This is a genomic window from Polaromonas sp. P1_F2, from assembly GCF_056405735.1.
Genome location: NZ_JBFUBN010000002.1, coordinates 491,427 through 511,987, shown reverse-complemented (window position 1 = coordinate 511,987; position 20,561 = coordinate 491,427). Strand labels below are relative to the sequence as shown.

The 20,561-nt window shown below is 61.7% G+C and carries 19 protein-coding genes; 9 read left to right on the top strand and 10 right to left on the bottom strand.

The window, feature by feature from the left end; genetic code table 11:
* Nucleotides 1-44: 44 nt before the first annotated feature.
* Nucleotides 45-722, bottom strand: coding sequence for a Crp/Fnr family transcriptional regulator (locus tag AC1D0O_RS06345; RefSeq protein WP_477652686.1), 678 nt, complete (start codon nt 720-722; stop codon nt 45-47).
* 174 nt (nt 723-896) lie between these two features.
* Here AC1D0O_RS06345 and trxB point away from each other — a divergent pair, with 174 nt between their 5' ends.
* The 3 genes from trxB to rpmG all read left to right on the top strand — a co-directional run bounded on the left by trxB (nt 897) and on the right by rpmG (nt 2,418).
* The gene (gene trxB / locus AC1D0O_RS06340; protein ID WP_436153466.1) at nt 897-1,841 is read left to right on the top strand and encodes a thioredoxin-disulfide reductase; all 945 of its coding nucleotides are present in this window, start codon (nt 897-899) and stop codon (nt 1,839-1,841) included.
* Between the two features lie 164 nt (nt 1,842-2,005).
* The gene (gene rpmB, locus AC1D0O_RS06335; RefSeq protein WP_092128623.1) at nt 2,006-2,239 is read left to right on the top strand and encodes a 50S ribosomal protein L28; all 234 of its coding nucleotides are present in this window, start codon (nt 2,006-2,008) and stop codon (nt 2,237-2,239) included.
* Nucleotides 2,240-2,250: 11 nt separating this feature from the next.
* On the top strand, nt 2,251-2,418 hold the full coding sequence (gene rpmG, locus AC1D0O_RS06330) for a 50S ribosomal protein L33 (RefSeq protein ID WP_007863188.1): 168 nt from the start codon (nt 2,251-2,253) through the stop codon (nt 2,416-2,418).
* Between the two features lie 229 nt (nt 2,419-2,647).
* Here the strand turns inward: rpmG and AC1D0O_RS06325 are convergent, their stop codons facing one another.
* Together AC1D0O_RS06325 and AC1D0O_RS06320 are read right to left on the bottom strand one after the other, a co-directional pair.
* Nucleotides 2,648-3,043, bottom strand: coding sequence for a diacylglycerol kinase family protein (locus AC1D0O_RS06325; RefSeq protein WP_477652685.1), 396 nt, complete (start codon nt 3,041-3,043; stop codon nt 2,648-2,650).
* Between the two features lie 127 nt (nt 3,044-3,170).
* Complete coding sequence (locus tag AC1D0O_RS06320; protein WP_477652684.1) at nt 3,171-5,096, bottom strand: linalool dehydratase/isomerase domain-containing protein; 1,926 nt, start codon at nt 5,094-5,096, stop codon at nt 3,171-3,173.
* A gap of 178 nt (nt 5,097-5,274) precedes the next feature.
* Here AC1D0O_RS06320 and AC1D0O_RS06315 point away from each other — a divergent pair, with 178 nt between their 5' ends.
* Complete coding sequence (locus AC1D0O_RS06315) at nt 5,275-5,424, top strand: hypothetical protein (RefSeq protein ID WP_477652683.1); 150 nt, start codon at nt 5,275-5,277, stop codon at nt 5,422-5,424.
* Between the two features lie 81 nt (nt 5,425-5,505).
* On the opposite strand, the gene AC1D0O_RS06310 is transcribed toward AC1D0O_RS06315, so the two are convergent.
* The 3 genes from AC1D0O_RS06310 to AC1D0O_RS06300 all read right to left on the bottom strand — a co-directional run bounded on the left by AC1D0O_RS06310 (nt 5,506) and on the right by AC1D0O_RS06300 (nt 8,951).
* Nucleotides 5,506-5,766, bottom strand: a complete 261-nt coding sequence (locus AC1D0O_RS06310; protein WP_477652682.1) for a hypothetical protein — start codon at nt 5,764-5,766, stop codon at nt 5,506-5,508.
* 534 nt (nt 5,767-6,300) lie between these two features.
* Nucleotides 6,301-7,500, bottom strand: coding sequence for a DesA family fatty acid desaturase (locus AC1D0O_RS06305; RefSeq protein ID WP_477652681.1), 1,200 nt, complete (start codon nt 7,498-7,500; stop codon nt 6,301-6,303).
* Nucleotides 7,501-7,697: 197 nt separating this feature from the next.
* Nucleotides 7,698-8,951, bottom strand: a complete 1,254-nt coding sequence (locus AC1D0O_RS06300; protein WP_477652680.1) for an RsmB/NOP family class I SAM-dependent RNA methyltransferase — start codon at nt 8,949-8,951, stop codon at nt 7,698-7,700.
* Between the two features lie 66 nt (nt 8,952-9,017).
* Here AC1D0O_RS06300 and AC1D0O_RS06295 point away from each other — a divergent pair, with 66 nt between their 5' ends.
* Both AC1D0O_RS06295 and AC1D0O_RS06290 read left to right on the top strand, forming a co-directional pair.
* Entirely contained in the window at nt 9,018-9,278 is a 261-nt protein-coding gene (locus AC1D0O_RS06295) for a DUF1653 domain-containing protein (protein WP_477652679.1), read from the top strand.
* A gap of 25 nt (nt 9,279-9,303) precedes the next feature.
* A complete protein-coding gene (locus tag AC1D0O_RS06290) occupies nt 9,304-10,920 on the top strand; it encodes a peptide chain release factor 3 (protein WP_477652678.1) in 1,617 nt (538 codons plus the stop codon).
* A gap of 103 nt (nt 10,921-11,023) precedes the next feature.
* Here AC1D0O_RS06290 and AC1D0O_RS06285 read toward each other — a convergent pair whose 3' ends face one another.
* On the bottom strand, nt 11,024-12,415 hold the full coding sequence (locus AC1D0O_RS06285) for an esterase-like activity of phytase family protein (protein WP_477652677.1): 1,392 nt from the start codon (nt 12,413-12,415) through the stop codon (nt 11,024-11,026).
* Between the two features lie 201 nt (nt 12,416-12,616).
* Between AC1D0O_RS06285 and AC1D0O_RS06280 the strand changes: the two genes are divergently transcribed.
* Nucleotides 12,617-14,452 carry a sensor domain-containing diguanylate cyclase gene (locus tag AC1D0O_RS06280; RefSeq protein WP_477652676.1) on the top strand — a complete coding sequence of 612 codons (1,836 nt, stop codon included), beginning with the start codon at nt 12,617-12,619 and terminating at the stop codon, nt 14,450-14,452.
* 136 nt (nt 14,453-14,588) lie between these two features.
* Here the strand turns inward: AC1D0O_RS06280 and AC1D0O_RS06275 are convergent, their stop codons facing one another.
* Nucleotides 14,589-15,056 carry an Lrp/AsnC family transcriptional regulator gene (locus AC1D0O_RS06275; RefSeq protein ID WP_477652813.1) on the bottom strand — a complete coding sequence of 156 codons (468 nt, stop codon included), beginning with the start codon at nt 15,054-15,056 and terminating at the stop codon, nt 14,589-14,591.
* Nucleotides 15,057-15,162: 106 nt separating this feature from the next.
* Here AC1D0O_RS06275 and mdeB point away from each other — a divergent pair, with 106 nt between their 5' ends.
* The gene (gene mdeB / locus AC1D0O_RS06270; protein ID WP_477652675.1) at nt 15,163-17,820 is read left to right on the top strand and encodes an alpha-ketoglutarate dehydrogenase; all 2,658 of its coding nucleotides are present in this window, start codon (nt 15,163-15,165) and stop codon (nt 17,818-17,820) included.
* 53 nt (nt 17,821-17,873) lie between these two features.
* Here mdeB and AC1D0O_RS06265 read toward each other — a convergent pair whose 3' ends face one another.
* Entirely contained in the window at nt 17,874-18,428 is a 555-nt protein-coding gene (locus AC1D0O_RS06265) for a fasciclin domain-containing protein (RefSeq protein WP_477652674.1), read from the bottom strand.
* Between the two features lie 183 nt (nt 18,429-18,611).
* A complete protein-coding gene (purN, locus tag AC1D0O_RS06260) occupies nt 18,612-19,217 on the bottom strand; it encodes a phosphoribosylglycinamide formyltransferase (protein WP_477652673.1) in 606 nt (201 codons plus the stop codon).
* 155 nt (nt 19,218-19,372) lie between these two features.
* Here purN and AC1D0O_RS06255 point away from each other — a divergent pair, with 155 nt between their 5' ends.
* A complete protein-coding gene (locus AC1D0O_RS06255) occupies nt 19,373-20,554 on the top strand; it encodes an acyl-CoA dehydrogenase family protein (RefSeq protein WP_477652672.1) in 1,182 nt (393 codons plus the stop codon).
* Nucleotides 20,555-20,561 lie beyond the last annotated feature (7 nt).

Sequence of the window (20,561 nt, the reverse complement as noted above, 5' to 3'; positions counted from 1 at the left end):
CGCCAGGGGCGCCAAAGCGGATGGCGGGCGGCGGGCTGGGCGCGTTAACCCAGGGTGTGCAGGCGTTCCTTGACCAGCACGGAGCCGTCTTCCCGGGTTTCGATGAAACCGCGCTCCTCCAGGTCTTTCATGACCCGGCTGACCATTTCACGCGAGGCGCCGACCATCTTGGCCAGATCCTGGCGTGAGACCTTGTCGCGGATCACGGTGTTGCCGGTGCCGTCGTCGCTGGCAAATTCCAGCAGCGCCCTGGCCACGCGGCCGTAGACGTCCATCAGGGCCAGCGACTCAATCTGGCGGTCGGCGTGGCGCAGGCGCTGCACCAGCCCCTTGAGCACGGCATAGGCCATGGAGCTGTTCTCGGGCAGGCAGCGCGCGAATTCGAGGCGGCCCAGGATCAGGGCGTCGGTCTGGATCTCGGCGCGCACCGTGGCCGAATGGGGTTCGTTGTCGATCAGGCTCATCTCGCCGACGTAATCGCCCGGGTGCATGGTGGCCAGTATGACCTCGCGGCCGCGGGCGTCGGTGGTGACGACGCGGGCCCGACCCGTCAGGATGATGGACAGGGCATTGGATTTTTTGCCCTGCTCGACGATGGGCTCGCCCCGCTTGAAGCGGCGCTTGACCACCGTATCGGCGACGGATGCGGCCTGGGCGGCCGTCAACACGGAGAAAAGGGGCACCCGGCGAATCAATTCCAGGTTGGACACCATCGTCGTCATATCTGATATCTCCCAACCTCACAAACAACGGGACGTCGCGTGAGTTCTTACAATGGCACGTAATTTATAAAACCAAATGCCGCAAAAGTATTACCCGACGGTTTTTACCTTGCGCTGCGCTTATGCGGCACGACTCTACCTGAGTTCTTACACTTTCCCAATCAGTTTTTCAACATGAAACATTCAAGAGTCTTAATCCTCGGTTCGGGACCTGCCGGCTATACCGCAGCCGTCTACGCGGCGCGCGCCAACCTCAACCCGGTGCTGATCACCGGCATTGCGCAGGGCGGCCAGCTCATGACCACCACCGATGTCGACAACTGGCCGGCCGATGTTCATGGCGTGCAGGGGCCGGACCTGATGCAGCGCTTCCTCGAACACGCGGAGCGCTTCAAGACCGAGATTATTTTCGACCACATCAACAAGGTCGATTTCAGCAAGCGCCCCTTCACCCTGACTGGGGACAGCGGCACCTACACCTGCGACTCGCTGATCATCGCCACCGGCGCCTCCGCCAAATACCTGGGCCTGGAATCCGAAAGCGCCTTCATGGGCCGCGGCGTTTCCGGCTGCGCCACCTGCGACGGCTTCTTCTACCGCGGCCAGGAAGTCTGCGTGGTGGGTGGTGGCAACACGGCCGTGGAAGAGGCCTTGTACCTGTCCAACATCGCGAGCAAGGTCACACTGGTGCACCGCCGCGACAAATTCAAGGCCGAGGCCATCCTGATCGACAAGCTGCACGACAAGGTCGCGGCCGGCAAGATCGAGCTCAAGCTGCACCACACGCTGGACCAGGTGCTGGGCGACGCCTCCGGCGTGACCGGGGTGCGCCTCAAAAGCACCCAGAACGACGCGACTCAGGACTTGACCCTCAAAGGCTGCTTCATCGCGATCGGCCACCAGCCCAATACCGACATCTTTGCCGGCCAGCTGGAGATGAAAGACGGCTACATCATCACCAAAACCGGGCTGCAGGGCTTTGCCACCATGACCAGCGTGCCCGGCGTGTTCGCCGCCGGCGACGTGCAGGACCACGTCTACCGCCAGGCCATCACCAGCGCCGGAACCGGCTGCATGGCCGCGCTGGACGCCCAGCGTTTCCTGGAACAAGCGGAGTAAGCCAAAAATCCCTTATAATTCAAGGCTTTGCTAAATTCGCCCCAAAAAGGCCGTGTTTGGCAGTCTCGGGTTACCGCCACCCTATTCTGGCGAGGTGAGGCAGGAATGACGACAGGCAGCAAATGCCTTCGACACGACTGCTGTTGAAAAGTACTGGAGTGCACATGGCACGCGTATGTGAAGTCACGGGCAAAGGCCCAATGGTCGGAAACAATGTTTCCCACGCCAACAACAAAACCAAGCGCCGGTTCCTCGTGAACCTGCAATACCGCCGCTTCTGGGTCGAGACCGAAAACCGCTGGGTTCGCCTGCGCGTTTCGAGCGCTGCACTGCGCCTGATCGACAAGAAGGGTATTGATACCGTGCTCGCAGACCTGCGCGCACGCGGCCAAGCTTAAGGAGCACCATCATGGCAAAAGGCGCACGCGAAAAAATCAAGCTGGAATCCACCGCCGGCACCGGTCACTTCTACACGACCACCAAGAACAAGAAAACCACGCCCGACAAGATGCTGATCATGAAGTTTGATCCCAAGGCACGCAAGCACGTGGAATACAAAGAAATCAAACTGAAATAAATGGCTACGAATCCGTGTGCAGTAAAAAACTACCACTCGGTCAGTACATCCAATAAAGGACACCTCGGTGTCCTTTATTTTTTTGGGATTTAGAAAGCACAACTCCCACCAGACAAGCAGCTTGCTACGTGGTTCGCTTGAATCCTGTCGAAATCTGATCCACATAAGCCTTATCTGTGATTTAGGCTTTGCCAAAAGGCGGCGCATCACGCACAGCGTCACAGCGCAACTACCTGGCACCCAAATAGGGCCAGAAGGTTATGACGCCGATTGCCGCTGCTGCACAAGCCGCAATTAGCACGCCGCCGGCGGCAAGATCCTTTGCGCATTTGACTGCCAATGAATAGTGTGGCGACACAACATCGCAGAGCGACTCCACTGCTGTGTTCATGGCCTCCGCCATCCAAACCATGGTCATCGCACCAATCAGCCAGCGCCAATCGCCGGCGTTCACTCGGCACCAACCGGCCAGTCCCGTCACCAGCGTTGTGGCGATTAGATGCAGCCATGCGTTGTGCTGTGTTTTAAGCATCAAAGCTATCCCCTCAAAGGCATAACCAAAGCTCTTGAAGCGTGCGGTCAGAGTGAACCGCTGCGGAGCGCAGGCATGAGGGATTTCTTTCATTTCTCATCCTTCTTATTTACCAACCGCCAAGCCTGGGCAACACATGAACGTCGAACAGTGCACGCCCGTATAGCCTGCAACCCATACAAGCAGCCCCATACCGTGGCCATCAAAATACAGCAACCCATCACAATGCGCCGGCCGGCTCCAGCGTCAAACAGGTGCGCCCAGCAAGCGGAATCTGCAAGCACACCTTTCCCATGTCGTCAGCCCGAACCTGCGTCAGGCATGCACCTGTGACCCGATAGGGTGCCAACGGGCGCAAGCCCGACACGCCCAAGCTTTTAATGCCATCGCCGGCTCCGCCGTACAGCACCGCTTGCAAAGAGCTGCTCACATCATCGGAGTGCGCAGCCGCAACCAGCACATCGGGATAGGACAGGGGTTCCAACCTGGGACCTTTTGATGAAGGTGGGTTACTGATCAAGTTTCGAAAACTGTCGCGCCCTCCGGAATGCGCCATCAGCTCGACACCGTGCGCCCATACCGAAGCCTTACTCCGGTGGGCGACCCCATGACTGAGCGTGGTTGGACACGCGCGCTCCAAGGCATCCATGCAGTTTTGATACACACACTCATCGCCTAACTCTGCCGCCGCCAAGGCCGTCGCTGCGTAGGCACTGCCTCTTGAGAAACCATAGTTTCCTGTGTCGATGGGCCAGAACACCCTGCGTCGAAGCCGCTCATGACTATCGAACAGCTGACGTCTCAACAACAGCCATTGGCGACGCGCCAAGTCAGGTTCCAGCGCATTCAAAAAGTAGCAGGGCATCGCCAGAGGCATCGCGCCACCAATGGCGGGCAAGGCCAATCCCGTATACGTCGAACGGCATGGCACGTAGCGACCCATGCCATCCAGAAACTCCGCGTCCAGATGCCGGTGAAACTCTGGCGCGTGACCGGCCCATTTCATCTCACCGTGCTGCGCATCGTGGGCACGCAGCGCTGCGGCTCCCATTGTGTTGCACAGGGGATAGACCCAGTTGGGCTCGCAGGCCATCAAATAAAAGGGTGAGCGTTCGTATTCTTTTTCCAACCTGGACAGCAAGGACTCGAAACTGTGTTCATAGCGTTTTCCGTTCGGATGCACCAGCGTAAAGGCACCTTTTTTTGAAAATTCCTGATTTCCCGTGCTGGCCTGGAACAGGGCCATCTGCAGCGCCACGAAGCCCGTGTACATGATGTTTTCACGGGCAGTAGGGTCGGAGTTCCACCGGAAGTTTCCCCATAGATTTTCCAGCCACCAGTAGGCCCACGCGCGATGCTGCGTCTGCTTGTTCAGTAGCTTGTTTTGCGCATCGCTCATGTATCCGCCTAACGCAGGCGTGAAGCGTGCCTGCGTCAAGGCAATGCCATAAGCCAGAAAGTTGACTTGATACCGAAGCGCCGCCGTCTGAAATTGATCGCGTTGCTCGAACCCCGAAAATTCATCCAAAGGCTGCAGGGCCCGATCGAGCGCGAACCTCACACGATGCAGATGCGCCAACGACATTTCCGGTTTTTGCCTTGATGGTTGGGCTGTGAAGATCGTGTCTAATCTAGCCGCTTGCAGGACCAGGTAATCGTTATCGATGCGCCTTTGCCGGCCTGAAAACATAAACCAGCCCAGCATCGACAGGCAGCCCGCCGCTGCAGACAGCGCGAGCACGTAGTACACATTAAGGACCACACCTGGCTGAATTGCGCCATGGTTCATGCTCGCGGCCCAAAATGCCGAGCCGAGCCATACAAACGGAGGCAGCAACACATTACCCGTGCCAAACCAGACCAACAGTGCAAACGCCAAGGCACCCACCGAACACAGCCAAGCGGCCAAATGACCTATACCACCGCCTGTGCAAATACCAGCATGCGCCAGAAATCCGCCGCCCGGCACCATCAACCCCAAGCCGAAAATCTGCAAAGCATCCTGATGCGCAAAAAGCAGCAAAACCGAGCCTCCCGCAACGAGCAGCAGATACAGTTTTAAAAGCTGGACAGTCTTTCTTGTCGTTGCCGGGCCAAAAATTCGTGTGTATGGCGGAAGAGTAGCGACGCTATGGATTGAACTCACAGACCGACCTTTCTTCGAAACGAAAACATCAGATTGATGTACTCGTCTTTCGATAGGTGCAGTCTGATACGCGCCTGTGAGGTCTTGATGAGCTATATGAAGTAGGTGTGAAGTCGCCTGCCAGACGACCAATTACGCTGTGGAACATCGACCCGATAACCCGTTTTAAGCTGCAGGCGTGTGGGTTTCGCTCGCCGAGCGCCACTTCAAGGCGACCCGTTTGCAGGTGGCGGCGCGCCGACGTGATGTCCAGCACGGCCCCGTGGCCACGCGCCTTTGGGCCATGCTGGCCCAGCATGGCATGGCGCCCGCTGCTTCGGTCGCGTAGAGCGCTTCGTTGGCGGCACGTCGGCGGGAAGGGGGCAAGGATTCCCCTTCTTGCCCATCGGCAGGTCAAATTCGCACCGTTTCATTCCACTGCATATTGCACCACTTCGAGCGAGTTTGGCGCAGCCACTGCGGGCGCCTTCTCTTCAACCCGATAAATCGTATTGTCGGGTGCGTTGGCAGTGACGGGAATGGTTTGGTTCGGGCAATGAAACGTGATCGTAGTCAAGGGAACTTCGATGACAGCTTCAACTTGGGGAACCATTTGGAAGTCCGGAGTGTTGTTGATCTGAACGGAAATGTTGTACGCGCCCATACCGAGGTCTTTTTGTGCATAACGCATGTTAGTGCTCCTAAAAATAGTTAAAAAAATGCACCGGTCTTGCCTATCTTTTTGTCAAGAAAGCTTGGGTGGAAGTGCATCTGCAGTATGGGCAAGCGGGCCAGTTGTTGCGATTACAAGCGATTACGTTCGATATCTGCATCAAGGAGCGCTGCTGTTTCCGCGATTCTTGCCTCGATGGCCTGGTGGCAAATAGCCAGCTTCCTGGAGGAAGAAACTCAAGCACTATCGCCTGTTGGCAGCGTTTGGCTCGGCGCGACAACAAGCTGTCGAATGTGGGGACAGCACTTTTACTTTGAGAGTGGGTCAGGCTTCAGCGCAATTCGCATGAAAGTGTTCTTCCGTGTGCAGAAGATGACTAATCTCGGACGCGCTGACCAGTGCGCTGGTAGCGACCCAGCCCATTACCAAATCTTGAGGCGCTCGACCACGGAGTTCGTACTTTGAGCCGAACAATAAAAAACCGCTCTCGGATTTCTCCGGAGCGGTTTTGAAGAGGTATCGACCTGAACCAGGCCGACATGTAAAGCCAGGTCAGGCGCGGGCGGCGCGCAGCTTCATGGAAAACTCGCGCAGCGCGGCAATGCCGCTTTCTTCCGCGCGGTGGCACCAAGCCTGCAGGTCGGTTGCCAGCTGCTCGCGGGAGGCAGAGGTGCTCATCCACATCTGGCGCAACTCTTCGCGCATGGTGACCATCTTGTCGAGCACAGGGTGTTCGGCACGGGCCTGGGCCAGTTGTGGCTTGGCGGCCGCGGGCACCTTGTCGTCGTCACGGTGCAACCAGCGGTTGGCTGCGCGCAGCACGGAGACGTCGGCTTTTTTCGCCTTCAGCACTTCGATTTCGGCCTTGCCGGCACGGCGCAGTTCGCGCGCGAAGCCGGCCATCACTTCGTAGCGGTGAGCGATCAGCGCTTCCAGCGTTTTCTCGTCAGCCACGGGCTGGATGGAGCCCAGCTGAAGCTTGGGCGGAACCTTCTTCACGGAAGCCAAGCCGACCTTTTCCAGGGCACGGATGTAGATCCAGCCGATGTCGAACTCGTAGGGCTTGACCGAGAACTTGGCCGAGGTCGGGTAGGTGTGGTGGTTGTTGTGCAGTTCTTCGCCGCCAATCATGATGCCCCAGGGCGAAATATTGGTGCTGGCGTCGGGCGCCTCAAAGTTGCGGTAGCCCCAGTAGTGGCCGATGCCGTTGATGATGCCCGCAGCCGTCACGGGAATCCAGGCCATCTGCACAGCCCAGACCGCCAGGCCTGCCGCGCCAAAGAAGGCCAGGTCGATGATCATCATCAGGCCCACGCCCTGCCAGCTGTAGCGGGAATAGACATTGCGCTCCATCCAGTCGTTCGGCGTGCCATGGCCGTACTTGGTCATGGTTTCCTTGTTCTTGCTTTCGGCGCGGTACAGTTCGGCACCTTCCCAGAACACCTTCTTGATGCCGTGAGCCTGCGGGCTGTGTGGATCTTCAAGGGTTTCGCACTTGGCGTGGTGCTTGCGGTGAATGGACACCCATTCCTTGGTCACCTGGCCCGTGCCCAGCCAAAGCCAGAAGCGGAAGAAATGCGAGGGGATCGCGTGCAGATCCATGGCGCGGTGCGCCTGATGGCGGTGCAGGTAAATCGTCACGCTGGCGATGGTGATGTGGGTGGTCACCAGGGCGTACAGCACGATTTGCCACCAGCTGGCGGCGAGCAATCCATTTGCCAGCCAGTCGAGGGCGGCATCAAACAAAATCATAAAAATCCTTTAAACAAGCTGCACCAGCGCCATCCAAATTTGTCTCCGGGCGCTGCACCAGACGAGGCCTTATTGTAAGGCGAACCCCCATAAATACCAAGTCTCCTGGGGTACAGGGCCAATGGTCAAATCAGTGCGAAAAGTCACGAATGAATATGTAACATCGGCCTATCTGTCGTTATTTGCTGGCAAAAATATCAGGACTTTTGCCAAACTGCCGCGAAAAACCCGTCAGTCTGGTGCAAGTAGGGCCAGAGGCGAAGGTAGGGACCGCGGCACAGTTTTTCCGCATGTTCCACCCCCAGATGGGTCAACAAAGGCCCGGTTTCAAGGACGTTGAACCCTGTATTGGCCGCGCTGAAGGCTTCGGCGATGGCCTCGTTTTCTTCCCGCAAGACGCTGCAGGTGGCATAAACCAGCCGGCCGCCGGGCTTTAAAAGCCGCGCGGCGCTCTGCAAAATCGCGGTCTGCTTGGCCCTGAGCTCTTCAATGGCCTTGGGATTTTGCCGCCATTTGAGGTCGGGGTTGCGCCGCAAGGTGCCCAAACCCGAACACGGCGCATCGACCAGCACACGGTCTATCTTGCCGGCCAGGCGCTTGATGCGGTCGTCGCGTTCATGGGCAATGGCCACCGGGTGTACATTGGACAGCCCGCTGCGCGCCAGCCGGGGCTTGAGCGCATCAAGCCTGTGGCCGGAGGTGTCAAAGGCATACAGCCGCCCGGTGTTGCGCATGGATGCGCCCAGGGCCAGCGTCTTGCCGCCGGCGCCGGCGCAGAAATCGACCACCATCTCCCCGCGTTTGGCGTCCACCAGTAGAGCCAGCAGTTGCGAACCCTCGTCCTGCACCTCAATGGCGCCGCGGGTGAAGGCGTCCAGCTTGGCCAGTTGGGGCTTGCCGTCGATGCGCAGACCCCAGGGCGAATACGGCGTGGCGACGGTTTTGATCGCCGCCTTTGAGAGTTCTTTCTGGATTTCGGCGCGCTTGTCCTTGAGCGTGTTGACGCGCAAATCCAGCCCGGCCGGCACGTTGAGGCTTTCCACCAGCGGCCAGAAGTCCTCGCCCAATTGCTCCTTGAGCGGTTCCACCAGCCACTGCGGCAGGTTGTGGCGGTGCAACTCCATCAGGTCGGCCGGCTTGACCTGGTCGCAGCGGGACAACCAGTCTTTTTCCTGGTCGGTCAGCGCGCCCAGCAAAAAGTCGCGGTCGGCCGCAAAGCCGAGGATGGCCAGGCGGCGCTCCGGTGCGCCGCTGCCGTGCTGGGCCAGGTAGGTGTAAAGGTTCTTCTTGCGCAGCACGCCGTAAACTGTCTCGGCCACGGTGGCGCGCTCTCGCGGGCCGAGGCGGTAATCGCGGAAATAGCGCGACACCACCATATCGGCGGGGTGATCAAATTTAAGGACCTGCTTGAGAAGCTCGGAACAACTATCGAGTAAGGCTTTAGGATGCATAGCCCCCATTGTCCCACTCCGGTCTTTCCGAAGCCTTTTTAAAACCCTTCACCGCCCCCGACCGACATGCCCGAAACCTCCGCAGAAGCACTGCCGCCCCTGATTGAAACCCCGCCCGGCCTGTACCGCCACTACAAAGGCATGCTCTACGAAGTGGTGGGCACGGTGCGCCACAGCGAAAGCCTGGAGCCGATGACGCTGTACCGCGCGCTCTACGGCGAAAAAGGCCTGTGGGTAAGGCCCGCAGCCATGTTCAATGAAGAGGTGGTCATCGACGGGGTGAAACAGCCACGATTTGCCCGTCAGCCCGGCCCGGCGCCTCAATAGGCGCCGTCACCGATAATCGTGGGTTATGTCCGAATCCACTGAAATTGAAAAGCAGGTCAAGCGCCGCCGCACGTTTGCCATCATCTCCCACCCCGACGCGGGTAAAACCACGCTGACCGAAAAGCTGCTGCTGTTCTCGGGCGCGATCCAGATCGCCGGCAGCGTCAAGGCGCGCAAGGCCGCGCGCCACGCCACCTCCGACTGGATGGAGATCGAAAAGCAGCGCGGAATCTCGGTGGCCAGCTCGGTCATGCAGATGGAATACCGCGACTGCGTCATCAACCTGCTGGACACCCCCGGCCACCAGGATTTCTCGGAAGACACCTACCGCGTGCTGACCGCCGTGGACGCGGCGCTGATGGTGATCGACGCGGCCAACGGCGTTGAGCCGCAGACACGGCGCCTCTTGCAGGTCTGCCGCGCGCGCAACACCCCTATCCTGACCTTCGTCAACAAGATGGACCGAGAAGTGCAGGACCCGATGAGCGTGATGGACGAGATCGAGCGCGAACTCGGCATGACGGTCATTCCCTTCACCTGGCCGGTCGGCATGGGCAAGCTGTTTCACGGCGTCTATGACAGGCGCGAGGACCGCATGCGCGTCTTCAGCCCCGGCGAGGAAAAAGCCGGCGGCGACGACGAGATCCTGGCCGGCCTGGACAACGCCGAAGCCGCCAGACGCTTCGGGGCCGAATACACGCAGGCCCAGGGCGAGATCGAACTGGTGGCCGGCGCCACGCCCGAGTTCAACCGCGCCGAATTCCTGGCCGGCAAACAGACGCCCATGTTTTTCGGCTCGGCCATCAACAACTTCGGCGTGCAGGAGGTGCTGGACGCGCTGGTCGACCTGGCGCCCGCACCGGCCGAGCGCGAGTCCATCCAGCGCGTGGTGCACCCCGAGGAGAAAAAATTCTCCGGCGTGGTCTTCAAGATCCAGGCCAATATGGACCCGGCCCACCGTGACCGCATCGCCTTCCTGCGTGTGGCCAGCGGCGAGTTCACCCGCGGCATGCGCCTGAAGGTGGTGCGCAGCGGCAAGGAGCTGCGCCCTAACACCGTGGTGAGCTTCATGAGCCAGCGCCGCGAACTTCTGGACACCGCCTTTGCCGGCGACATCATCGGCATCCCCAACCACGGCGTGCTACAGCTCGGCGACACGCTGACCGAAGGCGAAGCGCTGCAGTTCACCGGCTTGCCCTTCTTCGCGCCCGAAATGTTCCGCGCCGTCGAGGTGGCCGACCCGCTGCGCAGCAAGCAGCTGCGCGCCGGCCTCACGCAGCTCGGCGAAGAAGGCGCGATCCAGGTGTTCCGGCCTATCGCCGGCTCATTGCTGCTGCTAGGCGCGGTCGGCCAGCTGCAGTTTGAAGTGGTCGCTCACCGCCTGGAACATGAATACGGCGTCAAGGCCCGCATCATGGGCAGCAACTTCAACCTCGCGCGCTGGGTCACCAGCGACGACGCCAATGAACTGAAAAAATTCATGGATGCCAATGCCCACCGCGTGGCGCTGGACGCCGTCGACGCGCCCACCCTGCTGGTGGACCACAGCGCCACCCTGCGCGCCGTGGAGCAGCAATGGCCCAAGATCAAGTTCCATGCACTGCGTGAGCACGCCGGGCTGGTGTTCCAGTCCAAGATGTAGGCGATTTCACCTCGCTCCATCCAGACGTAGAACGGGCGTCAGTCGCTATCCCATGGATAGCGACTGACGCCCGTAGCTTTTTATGCGTTGATGCTGCGCCGGCCTATTTAGCGTTCAAAAGCTCGCCGACTTCAAGCAGGACCAACTCGTTGTCGTCAGCCTTGTTCGGCTCGCGGCTGCTGGAAAACGGCAGATTGTTGTCGTTGCCGACCACGATGTGCGTCGCGTCCACCACATCCACGTTTTCAATCGTGAAGAAGGGGAACTTGAGTACGCCCTCGTTCAGCGGCTTGCGCGCCAGCTTTTGCGGGTCCGCGATGTTGAGCAGGTCGATGTAGCCGACCTTGCGCACCGGCCCGCCCACGTTGGCATCCGTCATCTCAATCTTGTAGACACGCTTGAATTTCGCGATGTCGTGGAAGCAGTCGCTGCGTTTCTGGCCTTCGGGGCAGGCCTTGTCGGCCGTGCCTTCGCCGTTGTCGCGCTCGATGATCAGGCCCGTGGTGCCGTCGATCATGTTGAAGTCGCCGATGGCATGGCCGTTGGCCTCCAGCGGGTACATCCACGAACGGCCGCTCCACTTGCCGGCTTGCACGTCGAACTCCAGCACGCGCAAAGCCTCCTTGCCGGCCACACGTTCATAGTCTTTCGCCTCGGCGTTCCACACCGGGCCTTCCAGCAGCGCGTACAGCTTGCTGCCGTCCTTTGACGACGCCATGCCTTCGAAGCCCTTGGAACGCTTGACCTGGAAATCGACCGCGCCGCCGGGAGCGCCCGGCGTGGTGATGGCGGGATGGTCGGGCGAACGCACCACCTTGCCGTCCACTAGGGTCTCGAACACCGCCAGCACCTTGCCCTTGAGGTCGGCCTTGATCAGGAAGGGACCGAACTCGTCGCCTATCCACAGCGCGCCGCCGGCGAACTGGAAGCTTTCGGTGTCAAAGTCGCTGCCCGTCAGGTAGCGCTTCTTCGTGCCTTCGTGGACGATGCGAAACGGCACTTTTTTGTCCGGGTCATGCAGGAAAACGGTTCCCAGCCTTGTCATGTTGCCAGCCTTGAAGTCGATCCTGTAGTGGTTCAGGTAGAGCATGGCGTCGGGCGAGTTCGCCTTGGCGCCGAAGCCGTTGTCCGTGAGGATCCAGAAGGTGCCGTCGGCCATCTTCTTGATACCGGAATGGCCCTGCAGCGGCTGGCCCTTGAAAGGCAACGAGACACCGGTGGGCCGGCCGGCCGACATACCCTCCACCGTGCCCGGCGCTTCGGTGCGCTGGCCGTTGCTGAACTTGCCGCTGACCTGCAGGTCTTGCGGCGCATCCTTGGGCGCGGCGACAAAGGACTTGGCGGGCATCACGGCATGGCCGGCGAGCGTGGCCGGGAAGGCCGTCTGGGCCTGCAGCGGCGACACCAGCGCGGCGGCGGCCAGCGCAAAGAAGAGGGCTTTGACGGGAGCGTTGAAGGCAGGGCGCCGCGTTGCGGAAAAACGGGAAAAAGGCATTTGCAATCCACAGTTGATGAAAAGCGGATGGTGTGCAACTCGTGTGACGCCGTCATTACAGAAGGCGGAGGGCCGCCACCCTCAAGAAACTCTTCGGGACGACGCTGGTTTCCGGTTTAAACAGCTGTTCACCGTATAAATTGCCCGAATCGGCCGGCCGCCGGTTGTGGTCACGCCGCTCTTTTGCCATAAGCTATGCCCATGTCCCTCAAAGCCAGCCTGCGTTGTCTCCTCCTCATGCTGCTCTGCGTCATTTTCGGCGCCAGCCATGCGCAGGTGTTTGACCGGCTGTATGAAAACAGCCCCCAGATCACCTTGGCCCAGCCGCTGCAATGGGTCGCTGTGCCCAAGGACTCCGTCACCTCGCCCGACGCCTTCAGCACCGCGGAATCCGGCGCCGAAAAGCGCGTCTTCCAGCCCTATACCGACGACACCATCCTGCCGACCTCGGACAAGCAGGAAGTCTGGGCCAGCTTCGCCTTGCCGGTCACCGAGAACCTGCAGACCTGGTATATCCGGCTGCCCGCCCAGGCGATCTTCAAGGTCAGTCTTTATGCGCGCGACCCGCAGGGCGGCTGGCAGGTCCACTCCGCGGGCGAGGCGATCGCCCCGGCCTACTGGGCATTGCGCACCCGCGTCCCGAGTTTTGAGCTGCAATCGCACGCCGACCAGCCGCAGGTTTATTACCTGCGCTTCGAGCATCGCCGGCCCATCACCGAACGGCCCATGCTGCTCACCCCCATTGAATACATCGACGGCGCCTCGCGCGTCGGCGTGGTGATTGGCCTGATGTGGGGCATGTTCAGCGTGCTGGCCCTGCTGTGCCTGGCCGCGTTCAGCATGTCGCGCAGCAAGGTCTTCCTGTGGTTCGGCGCCGTGGTGGTCACCCTGATGTTCACGCAGCTGGTGCTGATCGGCTATGGCGGCTGGCGCATCTGGCCCTACAGCGTGCACCTGAACCAGGTCATGGGCTGGGTGTCCGCCACGGTCACCATGGCCGCGGCCGCCTGGTTCTGCGCCCAGGCCAGCTATGCCCGGGACGGCCATCCGCGCCTGTACCGGCTGCTGGGCGGCGTTACGGCGGGCAGCCTGCTTTTGGCCTGCGTGATGATGGTCCGCCTGGACTTCGTGCCGCGCGACCTGCGCAACCTGTGGCTGGCGCTGGCCACCATGGCAATCCTGGCGAGCCTGGTCTGGATATCCCTGCGCGGCCAGGCATGGAACCTCCTGTTGCTGCTCGGCGCCGCGCCTATCGGCCTGGCCGCGCTGGCGCGGCTTTCCTACAACGCGGGCTGGGTGCTGAATGTGGAATCGGCGCAGGCCGCGGGCGTGCTGTCGGCCATGGTCGGCCTGCTCTGGGTTTTCGGGGTGCTCGCATGGCGCAGCCGGGCGGCGCTGTTCTCCAATCACCGCGGCGCCACCCTCGCGACCTACGACGCCGCCAGCGGCTTGATGCTGCCGCGCATCATCGAAGCCAGGCTGCCGGCCATGCTGCTGCGCGGCCGCCGGCAGAAGTTGGCCTGCGGCGCGCTGATGCTGCACTGGCTCAACCAGGCGCCCAGCCATGACGAGGTGGGCGACCAGAAGCGCGGCGCCGCGCTGTCGCGCATCGGTGAGATCCTGCGTCGCGCCGCGCGTGACGTGGATACCGTGGCGCGCTGCGACGAAAACCATTTCCTGGTGCTGGTCGAAGGCCCCGTCAGCCGCGCCGTCCTGTCGGAGGTTTCCACCAAAATCCTGGCGGACTGCATACGCGCCTCCGAAAAATTCGCCGATGCGGGCGCTTTCAGCCTGCACATCGCCATATGGCACGACACGCCTCGCGAACAAACCGCCGCGGATGTGACCGATTCACTCAAGGTACGCCTGCACCACATGGCCTCCGGCACCAAACGCCCGGTGCAGTTTGTCGACTCGCCGCTGGAGCCCGGCAGCGCCGCGGCCGAGGGCGCCAACCGGCGTGAGGACCTGCTGGCCAAGATCAATGCGATTGAAACCTCGCATCCCTCGCTGGCGGGCGAGCGCGGCTCCCGCTGAGCCCAGTCCGTAGATTTTCCGCCCAGGGCCGTTCACAAAACCCAGCGCAGCGGTCCTGGCTAGGCGCGGCGCCGCAAACGGTGCACCAGCACGGCAAGGCGACTGCAACAACGCCAGGAGGGTTTTGTGAGCGGCCCTAGCGCCTGGGCAGCGGCAAGGCGGTTTTATATCTGACCTGCTTGAGCGCAAAACTCGAGCGGATTTTTTCAATCCCTGAAATCGGCGACAGCTGCTCGAGGATGAATTTCTCCAGCGCACCTATGTCGGCCACCGCCACGCGAATCAGGTAATCGCTGTCGCCCGACATCAAATAACACTCCATCACCTGGTCGTGCTCGGCGATGCGCCGCTCAAAGTCGGCCAGCGACTCCTTGCTTTGCGTGCGCAGGCTGATGGAGATAAAGACATTGAGGCCCAGGCCCAGCGCTGCGGCATTGGCGATCGCCACATAACGGTCAATCACACCGCCGGCCTCCAGCGCCTTGACGCGGGCCAGGCAAGGCGAGGGGCTCAGATGCACACGCCGCGACAGCTCCACGTTGGACAGCGAGCCGTCGCGCTGCAATTCGTCGAGGATTTTCAAATCAAGGGCGTCAAGCTGCATCATCTGTAAAAATCCATTTCTACGGCATTTTATGCCTCTGAATCACCTTAAACCCCGATATTGAGGCTACACCTTCCGGGAAAAGCTGCGTACAGTCGTTTCTGCCATGAACGATTCCACCCCCCACCATTTGCTGATGCAGGCCGTCACGCCGACCGATCCGGACCCACAGGAAACCGCCGAATGGCGTGAAGCCTTTGAGGCGCTGGCCCTGACCCACGGCCCCGCCCGCGCGCGGCACATGCTCAACGAATTGAGCCGCGTCGCCCGCAAGCAGCGCATAGGCTGGCAGCCCGAGCTGGCCACGCCCTATATGAATACCATCGCCGTGGACGAGCAGCCCGTGTTCCCCGGCGACCTCGCGATGGAAGAGCGCCTGGCTTCGCTGATGCGCTGGAACGCGCTGGCCATGGTGGTGCGCGCCAACCAGGCCGAAACCGGCGGCTCCGCCGAACTCGGCGGCCACATTGCCAGTTACGCCAGCGCGGCCGACCTGTTTGAAACCGGCTTCAACCACTTCTTCCGCGCGCGTGAAGGTGTGGGGGAAGGCCAGCACCGCGGTGACCTCGTGTTCTTCCAGCCGCACAGCGCGCCCGGCGTCTATGCACGCGCCTATCTCGAAGGCCGCCTCAGCGAGAAAGACCTCGGCTTTTACCGCCAGGAACTCAGCGCGCCCGGCCAGGGTGCGCAAGGCCTGTGCAGCTACCCCCACCCTTATCTGATGCCGGACTTCTGGCAGTTCCCCACCGGCTCCATGGGCATAGGCCCCATCAGCTCCATCTACCACGCGCGCTTCATGCGCTACCTCACGCACCGACGTTTGCTTGATTGCACCGGCCGCAAGGTCTGGGGTGTCTTCGGCGACGGCGAAATGGACGAGCCCGAATCCATGAGCGCGCTGACCCTGGCCGCGCGCGAGGGGCTGGACAACATGGTCTGGGTCGTCAACTGCAACCTGCAGCGCCTGGACGGTCCGGTGCGCGGCAACGGCCGCATCATTGACGAGCTCGAAAAGCTGTTTGCCGGCGCCGGCTGGAACGTCATCAAGCTGGTCTGGGGCAGCGACTGGGACGGCCTGTTTGCGCGCGACCTGACCGGCGCGCTGACCCAGGCCTTCGCGCAAACGGTGGACGGCCAGATGCAGACCTTTGCCGCGAAAGACGGGCGCTTCAACCGCGACAACTTCTTCGGCCAGAACGCCGAACTCGCGCGCCTGGCCCAGGGCATGACCGACGAGCAGATAGACCGCCTCAAACGCGGTGGCCACGACCTCGTGAAAATCCACGCCGCCTACGCCGCAGCCGCCAACCACCAAGGCCAGCCCACCGTGATCCTGGCCCACACCAAAAAAGGCTACGGCATGGGCAGCGCCGGCCAGGGCCGCATGACCACGCATTCGCAGAAAAAATTCGACGGCGAAGACCTCATCGAATTCCGCAACCGCTTCAACCTGCCGCTCAGTGACGAGCAGGCCAGAAACCTGGCCTTCTACAAACCCGCCGCCGACAGCGCCGAGATGCAGTACATGCACGCCAGGCGCGCGGCGCTGGGCGGTTATTTGCCGCGGCGTGAAACCGCGGCCGACACCGTGGACATCCCGGCCCTGCCCGCCTACGCCCAGTTCGCGCTGGCCGCCGACGGCAAGGAGATGAGCACCACCATGGCCTTTGTGCGCATGCTGGGCGGCCTGCTCAAGGATTCAGCCTTGGGCCCGAAGATCGTGCCCATCGTCGCCGACGAGGCACGCACCTTCGGCATGGCCAACCTGTTCAAGCAGGTCGGCATCTATTCCAGCGTGGGCCAGCGCTATGCCCCCGAAGACATAGGCTCGGTGCTGAGCTACCGCGAGGCGCTTGACGGCCAGATCCTGGAAGAAGGCATCAGCGAAGCCGGCGCCCTGGCCAGCTGGACGGCCGCCGCCACCAGCTACAGCGTGCACGGCTTGGCCATGCTGCCCTTCTATATCTATTACTCCATGTTCGGCTTCCAGCGCGTGGGCGACCAGATATGGGCCGCCGCCGACCAGCGCGCGCGCGGTTTCCTGCTGGGCGCGACCTCGGGCCGCACCACCCTGGGCGGCGAAGGCTTGCAGCACCAGGACGGCAGCAGCCACCTGATCGCCGCCACCATTCCCAACTGCAAGGCCTACGACCCGGCCTTCGCCGGCGAACTTGCCGTGATCCTGGACCGCGGCATGCGGGAAATGATGGTCGAGCAGAAAGACGTGTTCTATTACGTCACGCTGATGAACGAGAACTACGCCCAGCCCGACCTGCGGCCCGGCGCCGAGGCCGACATCATCCGCGGCTGCTACCGCTTCGACAGTTTCCCGCCCACCGGCAAGAAGGCGGCCGGCGAAGTCACCCTCATGGGATCAGGCGCCATCCTTACCGAAGTCATCAAGGCCGCGCAGCAACTCGCGCAGCAGGGCATCGCCGCCACGGTGTACAGCGTGACCAGCTGGAGCGAACTCGCGCGCGACGGTGCAGCCAACCAGCAAGCGGCGCTCAGCGGCGAAGCGCACGCTGAAGCCTTCGTTGCGCAGCAGTTGAAAGCCAGCACCGGCCCCATCATCGCCGCCACCGACTATGTGCGCGCCGTGCCCGAAAGCATTCGCGCCTTCCTGCCCGAAGGCCGGCGCTACCTGACCCTGGGCACAGACGGCTTCGGCCGCAGCGACACGCGCGCCGCGCTGCGCGAATTTTTCAGCGTCGATGCGCAAAGCATCCTGAAGGCCGCGCTGCACCTGCTCAAGCCCGCCTGAGCGAATGCAAACAAGCCCGTGCACGACGCACGGGCCTGGTCAAAAGCCCCGCCTTACTTGGGCAACAACACCTTGTCGACTACGTGGATCACGCCGTTCGACTGGTAGACGTCGGCGATGCTCACGGTGGCCACACCGCCTTTTTCATCGGTCACCGTGACCTTGCCGCCGTTTGATTTGGCCACGAGCGTGCCGCCGGCTACTGTCTTGATGGAGGCCATGCCCTTGCCGTCGGCAATCATCTTGCTGATGGCGGCGGCATCCCATTTGCCGGCCACCACGTGGTAGGTCAGCACGCCGGTCAGCATGCCCTTGTTCTCAGGCTTGAGCAGCGTGTCCACGGTACCGGCGGGCAGCGCCGCGAAGGCCGCGTTGGTGGGCGCGAACACCGTGAAAGGGCCTGGACCCTTGAGCGTGTCGACCAGGCCCGCGGCCTTGACCGCCGCGACCAGCGTGGTGTGGTCCTTGGAGTTGACGGCGTTGTCGATGATGTCCTTGCTTGCCAGCATGGGCGCGCCGCCCACCATGACCTGCGCGAACGAAGGAATCGTGGCGAGCGACAGGGCCAGCGCCACACCGAGGGAAGCGAGTTTGTGTTGGATCTGCATGTGAAGTCCTTTGAAAGAAGTTGAACTGAGATGAACCAGGAGCCGAAATCACAGGGATTCAAGCGGCTGTGATGAATACGAAGCACAGGCCCCGCTGGATTCAAAACAGATCCGGTTTCAACTTTTTTCAAGGCCGTCACTGGCAACCAGAAGTAAGCCCGCTTGCCTGCGAGCCGGCAAACCTCAGCCGCCGCATTCGAAAAACCCACGCACGGCTTGCGGGAAGATCAGGTGCTCCTGCGTGAGCACACGCGCGGCCAGGGTTTCGGCTGTATCGCCCGGCAGCACCGGCACCACGGCCTGCGCCAGGGTGGCACCATGGTCGAGTTCGGCCGTCACCTGATGCACCGTCGCGCCCGCCACCTTGCAGCCGGCGTCGATCGCGCGCTGGTGCGTGTTGAGGCCGGTGAAGGCCGGCAACAGCGAGGGGTGGATGTTGATGAGCCTCCCCGCGTAGTGCCGCACAAAGCCGGGCGTCAGGATGCGCATGAAACCGGCCAGCACCACCAGCGCCGGCGTGTAGCCGTCTATACGCACCATCAATTCGGCGTCAAAGGCCTCGCGCGAATCAAAGGCCTTGTGCGGCACCACAGCGGTGGCGATGCCCAGGCCTTGGGCCAGTTCCAGCCCGGCGGCGTCGGCGCGGTTGCTGATGACGGCGGCCACCTGGGCGCCGTAAAGGCCGCGCCAGCCTTCTTTCTCCGCCGCCCGGGCAATGGCGGCCATGTTGGAGCCACTGCCGGAAATCAGGATGACGATGTTTTTGTTCGGTTTGTTCGCGCTGGCCATAGCCCTCTAGTTTAGAGGGCCCCGGCCGGCCGGCCACCCGCCTCCAGCCCCATGTCCCAACTGAGACATAAAATTGCGAACGACCGTGCTAAAAATAAGAAATTGACCGCAGGCGACCGGCTGCGGACACCCCGATAACCTGGAGACATCCCACCATGGATTTAGCTTTCACCCCTGAAGAACAGGCTTTCCGCGAAGAGATTCGCGCCTGGGTTCATGCCAATCTTCCGGCCGACATTTCACACAAGGTGCACAACGCCCTGCGGCTCACGCGTGACGACATGCAACGCTGGGCCAAGATCCTCGGCAAAAAAGGCTGGCTGGGCCACGGCTGGCCCAAGGAGTTCGGCGGCCCGGGCTGGAACGCGGTGCAAAAACATTTGTTTGAGGAAGAATGCGCGCTGGCCGGCGCGCCGCGCGTTGTGCCCTTCGGCCCGGTGATGGTGGCGCCCGTGATCATGGCCTTCGGCAGCCCCGAGCAGCAAAAGCGCTTTCTGCCCGGCATTGCCAGCGGCGAAGTCTGGTGGAGCCAGGGCTATAGCGAGCCGGGTTCCGGCTCCGACCTGGCCTCGGTCAAATGCCGGGCCGAACGCCAGGGAGACAAATACATTGTCAACGGCCAGAAGACCTGGACCACGCTGGGCCAGTACGGCGAATGGATTTTCTGCCTGGTGCGCACCAGCACCGAAGGCAAGCCGCAGACAGGCATCTCCTTTCTGCTGATCGACATGAAGTCGCCCGGCGTGACGGTGCGCCCCATCGTGCTGCTGGACGGCGAGGCCGAGGTCAATGAGGTCTGGTTCGACAACGTCGAAGTGCCGGCCGAAAACCTGATCGGCGAAGAGAACAAGGGCTGGACCTACGCCAAGCACCTGCTGAGCCACGAGCGCACCAACATCGCCGACGTGAACCGCGCCAAGCGCGAGCTCGAGCGCTTGAAGCGCATCGCCAAGGCCGAAGGCGTCTATGACGACCAGCGCTTTCGCGACGAGATCGCCAAGCTCGAGGTCGATGTGGTGGCGCTCGAAATGCTGGTGCTGCGCGTGCTCTCGGCCGAAAAATCGGGCAAGAACTCGCTGGACATCGCCGGCCTGCTCAAGATACGCGGCAGCGAGATCCAGCAGCGCTACAGCGAACTCATGATGCTGGCCGCCGGCCCCTTCAGCCTGCCCTTTATCGAAGAGGCCATGGAAGCCGGCTGGCAAGGCGACTTTCCCGGCGGCCTGCCGGGCGACGCACCGCTGGCGTCCACTTACTTCAACATGCGCAAGACCACGATTTACGGCGGCTCCAACGAAGTGCAGCGAAACATCGTCTCGCAAGTCGTTCTCGGCTAATACCGGC

Excerpts from the sequence above, each read along its gene's own strand:
- AC1D0O_RS06255 (WP_477652672.1), top strand. The coding sequence starts at position 19,373 with ATGGATTTAGCTTTCACCCCTGAAGAACAGGCTTTCCGCGAAGAGATT.
- AC1D0O_RS06280 (WP_477652676.1), top strand. The coding sequence starts at position 12,617 with ATGTCCCTCAAAGCCAGCCTGCGTTGTCTCCTCCTCATGCTGCTCTGC.
- AC1D0O_RS06300 (WP_477652680.1), bottom strand. The coding sequence starts at position 8,951 with ATGCATCCTAAAGCCTTACTCGATAGTTGTTCCGAGCTTCTCAAGCAG.
- AC1D0O_RS06310 (WP_477652682.1), bottom strand. The coding sequence starts at position 5,766 with ATGCGTTATGCACAAAAAGACCTCGGTATGGGCGCGTACAACATTTCC.
- mdeB (WP_477652675.1), top strand. The coding sequence starts at position 15,163 with ATGAACGATTCCACCCCCCACCATTTGCTGATGCAGGCCGTCACGCCG.
- purN (WP_477652673.1), bottom strand. The coding sequence starts at position 19,217 with ATGGCCAGCGCGAACAAACCGAACAAAAACATCGTCATCCTGATTTCC.
- rpmB (WP_092128623.1), top strand. The coding sequence starts at position 2,006 with ATGGCACGCGTATGTGAAGTCACGGGCAAAGGCCCAATGGTCGGAAAC.
- AC1D0O_RS06295 (WP_477652679.1), top strand. The coding sequence starts at position 9,018 with ATGCCCGAAACCTCCGCAGAAGCACTGCCGCCCCTGATTGAAACCCCG.
- AC1D0O_RS06325 (WP_477652685.1), bottom strand. The coding sequence starts at position 3,043 with ATGAAAGAAATCCCTCATGCCTGCGCTCCGCAGCGGTTCACTCTGACC.
- AC1D0O_RS06275 (WP_477652813.1), bottom strand. The coding sequence starts at position 15,056 with ATGCAGCTTGACGCCCTTGATTTGAAAATCCTCGACGAATTGCAGCGC.
- trxB (WP_436153466.1), top strand. The coding sequence starts at position 897 with ATGAAACATTCAAGAGTCTTAATCCTCGGTTCGGGACCTGCCGGCTAT.
- AC1D0O_RS06290 (WP_477652678.1), top strand. The coding sequence starts at position 9,304 with ATGTCCGAATCCACTGAAATTGAAAAGCAGGTCAAGCGCCGCCGCACG.
- AC1D0O_RS06285 (WP_477652677.1), bottom strand. The coding sequence starts at position 12,415 with ATGCCTTTTTCCCGTTTTTCCGCAACGCGGCGCCCTGCCTTCAACGCT.
- rpmG (WP_007863188.1), top strand. The coding sequence starts at position 2,251 with ATGGCAAAAGGCGCACGCGAAAAAATCAAGCTGGAATCCACCGCCGGC.
- AC1D0O_RS06345 (WP_477652686.1), bottom strand. The coding sequence starts at position 722 with ATGACGACGATGGTGTCCAACCTGGAATTGATTCGCCGGGTGCCCCTT.
- AC1D0O_RS06265 (WP_477652674.1), bottom strand. The coding sequence starts at position 18,428 with ATGCAGATCCAACACAAACTCGCTTCCCTCGGTGTGGCGCTGGCCCTG.
- AC1D0O_RS06305 (WP_477652681.1), bottom strand. The coding sequence starts at position 7,500 with ATGATTTTGTTTGATGCCGCCCTCGACTGGCTGGCAAATGGATTGCTC.